Genomic DNA, 10,492 nt, shown 5'->3' with positions numbered 1-10,492 from the left:
GGAGATGTGTATAAAGAGACAGACCGCGGCCCGTCCCAGCGAGATGACGTCCTGGGCGATCGTCGTCAGCGTCGGGTAGACCAACTCGCCGAGCGGCAGGTCGTCGTGGCCGATGACGGACAGGTCCCCCGGCACGTCGAAGCCCAGGCGGCGCGCGGCGTTCATCCCGGCCACGGCCATGGTGTCGTTGGCGAAGAGCACCGCCGTGGGCCGCTCGTCCGGCACCGCCGCGAGCAACTCCCGCATCGCCGCCACCGCGTCCTGGGCCGTGAAGTCCGAGACGAGCACCCGGCTCGGCACGAGCCCCCGCTCCGCCAGGGCCGCCTCGAAGACCCGCCGCCTGAAGACCGTGTGCACCCGGTCCTGCGGGCCCGAGACATAGGCGATCCGCCGGTGCCCCAGGCCGTGCAGGTGGTCCACGGCCTCCCGCACCCCCGTCTCCTGCCCGCCCGCGCGCACCGACACCACCGGATCGTCCCGCCAGGGCTCGCCCACCAGCACGGCGGGCAGCCGCAGCTGCCGCAGCAGATCGAAACGGGGATCGCCGACGCGCGACTCGGTGAGGATCACCCCGTCCACCCGCCGCTCCTCGGCCAGCCGCCGGTAGGCCCGCTCCTCCGCTCCCGGCTCCTCGCCCACGATGTGCAGCAGCAGGCCGTAGTCGGCGGGCGCCAGCTCCCGCTCGATGCCGGAGATCAGCAGCGTGAAGTGCGGGTCCGTGGCCAGCACATCCGTCGAGCGCCCCGCGACCATCCCGATCGCCCGCGTCCGCGCCCCGCGCAGCGCCACCGCCGTGGCCGAGGGCGACCACCTCAGCTTGGCCGCCGCCTCCAGCACCCGCTTGCGGGTGGGCTCCGAGATGCCGTCGCGCCCGTTCACGACCTTGGAGACCGCCGAGACCGAGACCCCGGCCAGCGCCGCGACATCGGCGATCGTCGGCTTGGCCGGCCTGACCGCCTTGCCCGGCACGCGTCGCTCCATCCGTCCCGCCACGGGAATGAGGGTAACCACAGGCGGAAGGGTCCCCTCCACCCCCTGTCGACATTGGGTAGGTAAAACGATATACCTGAGGCTGGCGGGCACGCCCATCAGCGCCCGCCGGAAGGGAACGGACCAGGCCATGAGGCGCAACGCAGCGAAACTCGACGGTGGCACCCTGTGGATGGGGGTGAACTACTGGTCCCGCACCGGCGGCCCTCTGATGTGGCGCGACTACCAGCCCGACGTCATCGACGAGGAACTGCGCACCATGCGGGACCACGGCATCACGCTCACCCGCTCGTTCCTCTACTGGCCGGACTTCATGCCCGCCGAGAACACCCTCGACCCGGACATGACCGCCCGCTTCGACGACTTCCTCGACCGCCATCACGCGCTGGGCATGACGTCCATCCCCACGTTCATCGTCGGCCACATGTCGGGTCAGAACTGGGATCCCGCCTGGCGCGAGGGGCGCGACATCTTCGGCGACGCGTCGTTCGTCGCGCAGCAGGAGTGGTATGTCCGCGAGCTGGCCGCCCGCTGGAAGGACCACCCCGCCATAGCCGGCTGGCTGCTGACGAACGAGATCCCGATCTACGGCCACTGGCAGTCCCGCGGCATCGGCACCATCGACCCGGCGGCCGTCACCGCCTGGGCCACCACGCTGGTCAGGGCCCTGCGCGAGGCCGGGGCGACCCAGCCCGTCTCCATCGGCGACGGGGCGTGGGGCGTCGAGGTCACCGGCGCGGACAACGGCTTCCGCGTCCGCGACCTGGAGCCGCTGATCGACTTCCACGGCCCGCATGTCTACCGGATGGAGACCGACGAGGTCCGCCAGCACCTCGGCGCCGCGTTCATCTGCGAGCTGCTCGGCCCCATCGGCGGAAAGCCGGTGATCATGGAGGAGTTCGGTCTCACCTCGGACTATGTCTCCGAGGAGAACGCCGCCCACTACTACCGCCAAGTGCTCCACAACACCCTGCTGGCCGGGGCCACCGGCTGGATGCCGTGGAACAACACGGACTACGACGCCCTGTGGAACCAGGAGCCCTACAGTCACCACCCCTTCGAGATGCACTTCGGCCTCACCGACGACCGGGGCACCCCGAAGGAGCAACTGCGGGAGGTCAAGCGCTTCACCGAGGTGCTGCGCGCCGTGGACGCCCCCCGGCTGCGCCGGGCCGACACCTCCGTGGCCCTGGTCGTCTCCTCCTTCCTGGAGAAGCCCTATCCGTTCACGCAGCCCGAGGACCACACCAGCGTCTTCGCGCACACGCGGCAGGCGTTTGTCGCCGCCCGCGAGGCCGACCTGCCGGTGGGCGTCGCCCGCGAGGCCGACGGGCTGCCGGACGACTGCGCCCTCTACCTGCTGCCCTCGGCCAAGCAGCTCACCGCCCCCGGCTGGCGGCATCTGGTCGAGCGGGCGCACGCGGGCGCCACGGTCTACGCCTCCTACTACGTCGGCGAGCACGGCGTGCAGCGCGGCCCGTGGTGGCCGAAGCTCGACGAGACCTTCGGCGTGGTGAAGAAGCTGCGCTACGGCCTGACCGACCCGATCGAGGACGCCGAGGCACGCGTCACCTTCCAGCGGGACTTCGGCACCATCCGGGCGGGCGAGGAACTGGTCTTCGCCGTCGCCGGTACGGAGAACTCCCGCACCTATCTTCCGGTCGAGCCGGACGGCGCCGAGGTCGTGGCGACCGATGCGCACGGCCGCCCGTTCCTGCTGGAGCGCGCGGTGGGCGACCACGGCGGCAGGCTCGTGCTGTGCACCTACCCGATCGAGCACATGGCGGCGCTCACGCCCCGGGTGAACCCGGAGCCGACGTGGCGTCTCTACTCCGCCCTCGCCTCGGTGGCGGGCGTCGCGCCCGAGGTGACCGTGGAGGACCCGCGGGTGGTGGTGGGGCGTATGGAACATGAGGACGGCCGTTCTTTCGTGTGGTTCGTCAGCCAGCACCACGAGCCGTTGACCGTCAGGCCCCGGATCGCGGCGGGCTCACTGCGCGACCTGACCGGGCAGTCGTTCCCGGCGGTCGAACTCTTCCCCTATGGGGTCGTCGTCACCGAGCTTGTCACCGAGTGAGGTCGCCCGACCACTGACGGAAGTCAATGACTCTCCTTACGAAAGTCGCTTATGTCCGCCCCAACGCCCGTGGAAGCCTGAAGCCATGAAGATCGAGTCAGCAGAGACCGTCGTCACCAGCCCCGGCCGTAATTTCGTCACCCTCCGCATCACCACCACCGACGGCGTCACCGGCCTCGGGGACGCCACGCTCAACGGCCGCGAGCTGGCCGTCGACTCCTACCTGCGCGACCACGTCGCCCCGCTGCTCGTGGGCCGTGACGCCGGCCGCGTCGAGGACACCTGGCAGTACCTCTACCGCGGCGCGTACTGGCGCCGCGGCCCGGTCACCATGGCCGCGCTGGCGGCCGTCGACATGGCCCTGTGGGACATCAAGGCCAAGGCCGCGGGCATGCCGCTCTATCAGCTCCTCGGCGGCGCCTCCCGCACCGGCGCCCTCGCCTACGGGCACGCCTCGGGGCGCGACGTTCCCGAGCTGTTCGACTCCGTCCGCGCCCACCTGGAGGCCGGGTACCGGGCGATCCGCATCCAGACCGGCATTCCCGGGCTCGACTCCGTCTACGGCGTCGCCGCCTCCACCGCGGGCGGCGGCCAGCGGTACGACTACGAGCCCGCCCGTCCCACCGCGCTGCCGGTCGAGGAGGCGTGGGACACCCGCGCCTATCTGCGCCATGTGCCCACGGTCTTCGAAGCCGTGCGGAGCGAGTTCGGCCCCGAGTTGCCACTGCTCCACGACGGCCACCACCGGATGACGCCCATCCAGGCCGCGAAGCTCGGCAAAGCCCTTGAGCCCTATGACCTGTTCTGGCTGGAGGACGCCACTCCGGGCGAGGACCAGGCCGCGCTGCGTCTGATACGCCAGCACACGACCACGCCGCTGGCCATCGGCGAGGTGTTCAACTCCGCCCACGACTACACCCTGTTGCTCCAGGATCGGCTGATCGACTACGTCCGCTCCGCCGTCACGCACACCGGCGGCATCACGGCGATGAAGAAGCTCCTGGACATGGCCGGGCACTACGGCGCCAAGTCCGGCATCCACGGGCCCACCGACATCTCGCCGGTCGGCATGGCCGCCGCCCTCCATCTGGACATCGCCATCCACAACTTCGGCATTCAGGAGTACATGCGGCACACACCCGAGACCCTGGAGGTCTTCCGTACCAGCTACACCTTCGCCGACGGGCTGCTCCACCCGTCCGACACCCCGGGCCTCGGCGTGGAGCTGGACACGGAGGCCGCCGCCCGCTTCCCGTACCGGGCCGCCTACCTCCCGGTGAACCGCCTGACCGACGGGACGGTGCACGACTGGTAGGCCGCAACCAGAGAGATCGTCGCCGGAATTCCCCTGAATCCGGGGGAATGTGCCTACGGTGTCGCTCGACGGGGCCTTCCCGGTCCTGCATCCGACAAGGGGGATGGCTCATGAGCCGGGACGTGGTGTTCCACGCCGTCGAAGTCGGTGACGGCGGCGACGGAGGCTGGGCGAGGTCGGTGGCCGACGAGCTGCCGGGGCTTCTCGACCGGTGGGTGCCCCAGGAGATGCGCACCCGGGAGGGGGCCGAGGCGGCGCGCGAGCAGTTCGGCGAGTACATGCCCGAGCTGCTGCCCACGCTGGACATGCTGGCCGCCCAGGCGGGCGGCGCCCCCGGCGTGGTGCCGCTGCTGGCCATGGTCGGCCTGAACAGCCCGTTCGCCGGCTGCACGCAGATCGGCGGCGTCGAAGGGACGCTCCTGCGGAACTACGACTGGGACCTCGGCGAACGCTCGCACGCGATCGTGTCCTCCGCCCTCCTGCGGCCGGTAATCGGCAAGACGGAGGGGCTCTGGGGGCTGCTCGACGGAATGAACGACGCGGGACTGGCCGTCTCACTCACCTACGGCGGTCGGTCCCTCGCCGGACCGGGCTTCGGCATACCCGTGGTGGTGCGGTACCTGCTGGAGACCTGCGCGACGGTGCGGCAGGCGTTCGTCGCGCTGGGGCGCATACCCGTCGCCACCGCGCAGAACCTGACGCTGGTGGACCGGGACCAGGCGGTGACCGTGCATCTCGCCCCTGACATTCCGCCGACCCTCGCCGAGGACGCCTGCGCCGCCAACCACCAGCACCTCCCCGTTCCCGAGGAGCAGGAGCGCGGCACCCGCACCCAGCAGCGGCTCGCCGCCATCCGAGCCGCGGGCGCGAGCGGTGATCCCGACGCGGTGGTGCGGGCGCTGCTGCGGCCCCCGCTCCACCAGGCCGACTTCGAGAACGGGCTCGGGACGCTGTACACGGCGGCCTACCGGCCCGCCGAGGGCAGCGTGACGTACCACTGGCCGGGACAGGAGAGCTGGAAGCAGTCCTTCGACGGGTTCTCGCCCGGGAGCAGGAAGGTCGTGGTCGCCCGGGGCGCGCCGGATCTCGCCCCCCGGGACGGCTGACCCCCCCTCCGGCGTCCGCGAGGTGTGAGCACGGGGGACGCCGGAGGAGGGGAGTCTGCGATGAGCATGGGGCGCTCCGGGCGACACGCGTGAGCGTGGCCCCGGAGCGTCGTCTCGGAGCGTCGCCTCGGGTGTCAGCAGCCGTTGAGAATGCCGGTGAGGGCGCTCTTCTCGGCGGAGTCGACCGACAGGCCGTAGTGGTACTTCACCTGTACCCAGGCGCGGGCGTAGACGCAGTGGTACCCGCCGGACGGCGGGAGCCACTCGGCCGGGTCCTGGTCGCCCTTGGACTGGTTGACGTTGTCGGTGACGGCGATCAGCTGGGGCCGGGAGAGGTCGTTCGCGAAGCCTTCGCGCTGGCCGGTGGACCAGGCGTCCGCGCCGGAGTCCCACGCCTCGGCGAGCGGAACCAGGTGGTCGATGTCGACGTCGCCGGAGGCGGACCAGGTCGCGCCGTCGTATACGGAGTACCAACTGCCGCTCACGGCGGCGCAGCTGCTGTCGGTTTCAACGTTGGAACCGTCTCGCTGGAGCACCACCTCACGGGTGTTGCAGCTGCCGCTCTGGGTGGACCAGTGGGGGAAGAGGTCACGGTTGTAGCCGGTGCGGTCCTCGGTGGCGACCGTCAGCGAGGCCAGGTAGGAGCGGGCGGTCGCGGCGCTCACCGGGGTGGGCAGCGCGGCCTGGGCCGAAGGACCGGTGAACAGGGCGGCCAGGGATATGAGACCGGTGAGGGCGGCGAGCACGCTCAGACGTCGACGCGCGTAGACTGACCGCCGCGGAGGTGCGGTGCGCAACTGGATCACGCGAACTCCCTGTGTGGGGGTGTGGGGTTCGGCTCGGAAGAGCCGCGTGGTCATGCGTCCGTCATGTTCCCGCTGGAACGTTTCTTCACGGCATGTTCCAGGTAACGGTTTGACGGCATGCTCACGTCATTCCGCCTAAAAGGGGTGCGTGGGGGTGCCGTTGTTGTGACGCCTTCATGGCATCGCGCCCCGCGCGGGGACCGGGTAGCGTCGCGGGGGACGGAAGGAGCGGCCGGATGGCCAGGAGCCGAGAGCACGAGTACGACGTCACGGTGCGGTGGACGGGCAACAGCGGTGCGGGGACGGCCGGTTACCGGGGATACGGCCGCGACAACGAGGTGGCGGCGACCGGCAAGCCGGTGACGATCCCCGGCAGCGCCGACCCGGCGTTCGTGGGCGACCCCGAGCGGTGGAACCCCGAGGAGTTGCTCGTCGCCTCGCTCTCGCAGTGCCACATGCTCAGCTATCTCGCGCTCTGCTCGCTCCAGCGCATCGTGGTGACCTCGTACGAGGACCGGGCGCACGGCACGATGCGCGAAACCCCGGGCGGTGGTGGTCAGTTCACCGATGTGCTGCTGGCACCGGTCGTGACGGTGGCGGAGGAGTCCATGGTGAAGGCGGCCACCGAGCTCCACGAGAAGGCCCATGAGATCTGTTTCGTGGCCTCCTCGGTGAACTTCCCCGTCAGGAACGCCCCGACCGTCGCCGTGGCAGGGTCCCCGGATCAGCCGTAGAGCGGACCGGCCCGCCGGCGGGTCCCGGTGGGTCCCGGGCCGGGCGCGGCCGTGGAGCTCAGGTCTCCGGGCGGTGATTCAGCCAGGCCGTGCCGCGCAGGCCGACGGCGCCTCCCCGGTCGTAGGGGCGGAGCGCGGCACTCACGGCCTCGGCGATCGCGGTCATCGGCTGAGGTCGGGGCGCCCGGTTCGTCCAGGTCGTTCTCCGCGGGACCGGCGGTCGCCGTGCGGGCCAGGCGTCCGCCGGGGCGAACGCGCCCGCCGCGAATCGGTGGGTGTCCGCGTCGCCCTCCTCGAAGCCGACGCTCCCCACCTCCTCGGCCGCCGCCGCCCGCCGGGCCTCGGCCAGGTCGTTGCCCAACGCGCCCCGCCGGCCCCCGCCGGAGATCGCCTCGTACCGGTCGGCATCAGCCGTGCGATCCGCCGCCGCCCGCCATGCCCCCCGGCTTCGTGGTCGCCTCCGGCTTCGCGGCGCCGTTCGCCTCCGCCGCCAGGGTCAGGATCCGGTCCACCGGCCACTGGTCGTAGGCGTGCACCCCGTAGGAGGCGGCCAGTATCCGGCCGTCGGGGGAGATCAGGAAGTCGGCGGGGAGGCCGAGCCGCCCGTGGGGCTGGCGGCGTTCCGGCAGCGGGCGCCGGCGCAGCAGCACGGGCACCAGGTCACGCGCCACGCTCCACAGGATCGGCCCCCAGACGCGTGGGTCGAGCAGCGCGCGCCGCGCCGACTCGACGCCGAACTCCCGGTAGAGCCGCTTCCGCGGGTCGGCGACCACCGCGAACGGCAGTCCCTCGGTGTGCACGCGCAGTTCCTCGGCGGGGGAGTGGAAGACGACCACCTCGCGCACCCCCGCCGCCTCGATCTCCCGGTGGCGGGCCGCCACCGAACGCAGGTGCAGGTTGCACACCGGGCAGCCCGCGAACCGCCGGAACTGGAGGTGCACCAGCCCTCCCGCGTCCGGGATCGTCGCCCGCGCCCCCCGCACCGTTTCCAGGTCGGCGCTCACCCTCGTGCCCACGTCCATCCGCATCCGGACCACCTTCCTCGCACGCTGTCGCGCACCCCGTAAGCGTGCGCCGCACGCTTACGGACGCTATGAGCGTATCCTGTACGCTGTCAAGCGATGCCCCGCCCCAAATCCCTGACGCTGCCGCAGGTCGCGGCCGCCGCCCTCGCCGTCATCGACCGGGACGGCCTGGCCGCGCTCACCATGCGCGCGGTCGCCGCCGAGCTCGGCATGGCGACCATGTCCCTCTACCGGTATGTCGCCGACCGGGACGCGCTCGAACGGCTTGTGGTCGAACGCGTCCTCGGCCGGGTCGACACCTCGCCGCCCCCCGGCGTCCCCTGGGACCGGCAGGTGGCGGCGCTCATGGAACGGGTCTGGGCCGCCGTGGGCGCCCACCCCGAGGTGGTGCCGCTGACCATGGCGCACCGGCACGCGTCACACAGCCTGCTGCGCTGGTCGGAGTCCGTCCTCACCGTCCTCACCGGCGCGGGGTTCGACGGCGAGCGCCGTGTCATCGCGCTGCGCGCCCTTCTCAGCCATGTGATCGGCGCGCTCCAGACCGAGCACCTGAGCCCGTTGCCCGGATCCGGCACCGCGGCCATGGCGGGGCTGCCCCACGAGGAGTTCCCGCTGCTCGCCGAGACGGCGTCCGCGGCACGGCGGATCGCGCCGGGCGAGGAGTTCCGCGGGGGTCTCGCGCTCCTGCTGCGCGGCCTGCGCGCCCCCCATGAGGGCGCGCCCGTCAGCCGGTGAACAACTGGGTCGCCTTGCGGATGAGTTCGACCAGACCGTAGGCCAGGGGCAGACCGACCCAGAGCCAGACGAAGGCGAGGAGGGTGCGTCGGCTGCTGCTCATCGCTGGGCCGTTCCTTCCTGTTCCGTTACCTGTCCCGCTTCCGGTTCCGTTACCGGTTCCGTTACCGGTTCCGTCATCTGTGCCGCGTCCCGTCCCGCCCCTTCGCCGCCGGGCGGTGGCTCGTGGTGCTTCACGTCAACGGGGCGGACCAACTCGTTGGCGATGAAGCCGACCACCAGCAGCGCGATCATCGTCGTGAAGGAGAGCACGTACAGGTCGGGGCCCGTCCGGCCCGCCTCCTCCTGGCTGTCGGCGATCGCGTTGACGATCAGCGGGCCGAGGACGCCCGCGACCGACCAGGCCGTCAGCAGCCGGCCGTGGATCGCGCCCACCTGGTAGGTGCCGAAGAGGTCCTTGAGATAGGCCGGGATCGTCGCGAAGCCACCCCCGTAGAAGGACAGCAGCAGCAGGGCGGCGACGATGAACAGCGGCCTCGACGCGTTCCCCGCCAGCGCGAGCGTCAGATACAGCAGGGCCCCCGCGCCCAGGTAGAAGCGGTAGATGTTCTTGCGGCCGACCAGGTCGGAGGTGGAGGACCAGACGATCCGGCCGACCATGTTGGCCAGCGACAGCAGCGCGACGAACCCGGCGGCGGCGGTCGCCGTGACCGTCGCCCCGGTGTCGGCGAAGAAGTCCTGGATCATCGGCGCGGCCTTCTCCAGGATGCCGATACCCGCCGTGACGTTGCAGCAGAGCACGACCCACAGGCACCAGAACTGCGGGGTGCGGATGGCGTTCCTCGCGGAGACCTGGCCGGTGGTGACCATCCGGCCCGCGACGGCGACCGGCGGCTTCCAGCCCGCGGGGCGCCAGTCCGGCGCCGGGACGCGGACCAGCCACACGCCCAGGGACATGAACACCGCGTACCCCGCCCCGTGCAGGGCCATGGTGGTGGCGATGCCGCCCGTGTCGGTGCCGAAGGCGCTCAGCATCTCGCTCGACCACGGCGAGGCGATCAGCGCGCCGCCCCCGAAGCCCATGATCGCGATGCCGGTGGCCATGCCGGGCCGGTCGGGGAACCACTTGATCAGGGTGGAGACGGGCGAGATGTACCCGATCCCGAGCCCGATGCCGCCGACGAAGCCGTAGCCGAGGACGATCAGCCAGAACTGCTCGGTCATCACGCCCAGCGCGGAGATCAGGAACCCGGTGGAGAAGCAGACCGACGAGACGAACATCGCCCAGCGCGGGCCCTTGCGCTCCACGAGCGTGCCGCCGAACGCGGCCGAGAGGCCCAGCATGACGATGGCGAGCTGGAACGGCAGGGCGCTCTGGGTGCCGCTCAGGCTCAGCGTCTCCTCCAGCGGCGGCTTGAAGACGCTCCACGCGTACGCCTGGCCGATGGCCAGGTGCACCGACAGGGCGGCCGGTGGGATCAGCCACCGGTTCCAGCCCGGTGGGGCGACGATTCGTGAACGATCCAACAGGCCAGGCCCCATGGGCCACCTCCGCAGTCGGCGTCGGCGATCAGCCTCCGTGAACGTAGTTGAAGGTTCACTGGGTGGCACCCGTGGTGCCTGGGTGGTGCCTGGGGAGATTCTCTGGAGGTTGTGAACAGCGCCCGCGCCCGCGCCCGCGCCCGTGCGCACCCTCGCGGAGGG

11 protein-coding genes are annotated in these 10,492 nt (G+C 71.4%); 5 read left to right on the top strand and 6 right to left on the bottom strand.

Annotated features, from left to right (window positions below; translation table 11 throughout):
• Nucleotides 1-993, bottom strand: a 993-nt coding sequence (locus ADY01_RS26610; protein WP_199826314.1) for a LacI family DNA-binding transcriptional regulator, incomplete at its 3' end; no start/stop codon positions are given.
• A gap of 127 nt (nt 994-1,120) precedes the next feature.
• On the opposite strand from ADY01_RS26610, the gene ADY01_RS26605 reads away from it, so the two are divergent.
• The 3 genes from ADY01_RS26605 (at nt 1,121) to ADY01_RS26595 (ending at nt 5,488) form a co-directional block, all read left to right on the top strand.
• On the top strand, nt 1,121-3,067 hold the full coding sequence (locus ADY01_RS26605) for a glycoside hydrolase 5 family protein (protein ID WP_049578588.1): 1,947 nt from the start codon (nt 1,121-1,123) through the stop codon (nt 3,065-3,067).
• A gap of 85 nt (nt 3,068-3,152) precedes the next feature.
• Nucleotides 3,153-4,382, top strand: a complete 1,230-nt coding sequence (gene manD, locus ADY01_RS26600) for a D-mannonate dehydratase ManD (RefSeq protein ID WP_049578586.1) — start codon at nt 3,153-3,155, stop codon at nt 4,380-4,382.
• Nucleotides 4,383-4,492: 110 nt separating this feature from the next.
• Nucleotides 4,493-5,488, top strand: a complete 996-nt coding sequence (locus ADY01_RS26595; protein ID WP_049578584.1) for an acyl-coenzyme A--6-aminopenicillanic acid acyl-transferase — start codon at nt 4,493-4,495, stop codon at nt 5,486-5,488.
• Nucleotides 5,489-5,622: 134 nt separating this feature from the next.
• Here ADY01_RS26595 and ADY01_RS26590 read toward each other — a convergent pair whose 3' ends face one another.
• Complete coding sequence (locus tag ADY01_RS26590; RefSeq protein ID WP_049578592.1) at nt 5,623-6,285, bottom strand: HNH endonuclease family protein; 663 nt, start codon at nt 6,283-6,285, stop codon at nt 5,623-5,625.
• Between the two features lie 245 nt (nt 6,286-6,530).
• On the opposite strand from ADY01_RS26590, the gene ADY01_RS26585 reads away from it, so the two are divergent.
• Nucleotides 6,531-7,028, top strand: coding sequence for an OsmC family protein (locus ADY01_RS26585; protein WP_049578582.1), 498 nt, complete (start codon nt 6,531-6,533; stop codon nt 7,026-7,028).
• 58 nt (nt 7,029-7,086) lie between these two features.
• Here ADY01_RS26585 and ADY01_RS26580 read toward each other — a convergent pair whose 3' ends face one another.
• Together ADY01_RS26580 and ADY01_RS26575 are read right to left on the bottom strand one after the other, a co-directional pair.
• Entirely contained in the window at nt 7,087-7,389 is a 303-nt protein-coding gene (locus ADY01_RS26580; RefSeq protein WP_049578580.1) for a hypothetical protein, read from the bottom strand.
• 46 nt (nt 7,390-7,435) lie between these two features.
• On the bottom strand, nt 7,436-8,056 hold the full coding sequence (locus ADY01_RS26575) for a peroxiredoxin-like family protein (RefSeq protein ID WP_234320426.1): 621 nt from the start codon (nt 8,054-8,056) through the stop codon (nt 7,436-7,438).
• 93 nt (nt 8,057-8,149) lie between these two features.
• Here ADY01_RS26575 and ADY01_RS26570 point away from each other — a divergent pair, with 93 nt between their 5' ends.
• On the top strand, nt 8,150-8,788 hold the full coding sequence (locus ADY01_RS26570; protein ID WP_049578578.1) for a TetR/AcrR family transcriptional regulator: 639 nt from the start codon (nt 8,150-8,152) through the stop codon (nt 8,786-8,788).
• Here the strand turns inward: ADY01_RS26570 and ADY01_RS41915 are convergent.
• Nucleotides 8,778-8,891 (bottom strand): MFS transporter small subunit, encoded by a 114-nt coding sequence (locus ADY01_RS41915; protein ID WP_420715743.1) that lies wholly within the window; start codon nt 8,889-8,891, stop codon nt 8,778-8,780. The two genes, ADY01_RS26570 and ADY01_RS41915, sit on opposite strands and share 11 nt — an antisense overlap.
• Entirely contained in the window at nt 8,888-10,330 is a 1,443-nt protein-coding gene (locus ADY01_RS26565; protein WP_049578576.1) for an OFA family MFS transporter, read from the bottom strand. Before ADY01_RS26565 ends, ADY01_RS41915 begins: the two co-directional genes overlap by 4 nt.
• Nucleotides 10,331-10,492 lie beyond the last annotated feature (162 nt).

The sequence above is a fragment of the Streptomyces sp. SBT349 genome (genome assembly GCF_001083795.1).
Lineage (GTDB): Bacteria > Actinomycetota > Actinomycetes > Streptomycetales > Streptomycetaceae > Streptomyces.
This window is presented reverse-complemented; position numbering and strand designations above follow the sequence as displayed.

Coding starts and splice junctions, on each gene's coding strand:
- ADY01_RS26605 (WP_049578588.1), top strand. CDS start 1,121: ATGAGGCGCAACGCAGCGAAACTCGACGGTGGCACCCTGTGGATGGGG.
- ADY01_RS26585 (WP_049578582.1), top strand. CDS start 6,531: ATGGCCAGGAGCCGAGAGCACGAGTACGACGTCACGGTGCGGTGGACG.
- ADY01_RS26575 (WP_234320426.1), bottom strand. CDS start 8,056: ATGCGGATGGACGTGGGCACGAGGGTGAGCGCCGACCTGGAAACGGTG.
- ADY01_RS41915 (WP_420715743.1), bottom strand. CDS start 8,891: ATGAGCAGCAGCCGACGCACCCTCCTCGCCTTCGTCTGGCTCTGGGTC.
- manD (WP_049578586.1), top strand. CDS start 3,153: ATGAAGATCGAGTCAGCAGAGACCGTCGTCACCAGCCCCGGCCGTAAT.
- ADY01_RS26595 (WP_049578584.1), top strand. CDS start 4,493: ATGAGCCGGGACGTGGTGTTCCACGCCGTCGAAGTCGGTGACGGCGGC.
- ADY01_RS26570 (WP_049578578.1), top strand. CDS start 8,150: ATGCCCCGCCCCAAATCCCTGACGCTGCCGCAGGTCGCGGCCGCCGCC.
- ADY01_RS26565 (WP_049578576.1), bottom strand. CDS start 10,330: ATGGGGCCTGGCCTGTTGGATCGTTCACGAATCGTCGCCCCACCGGGC.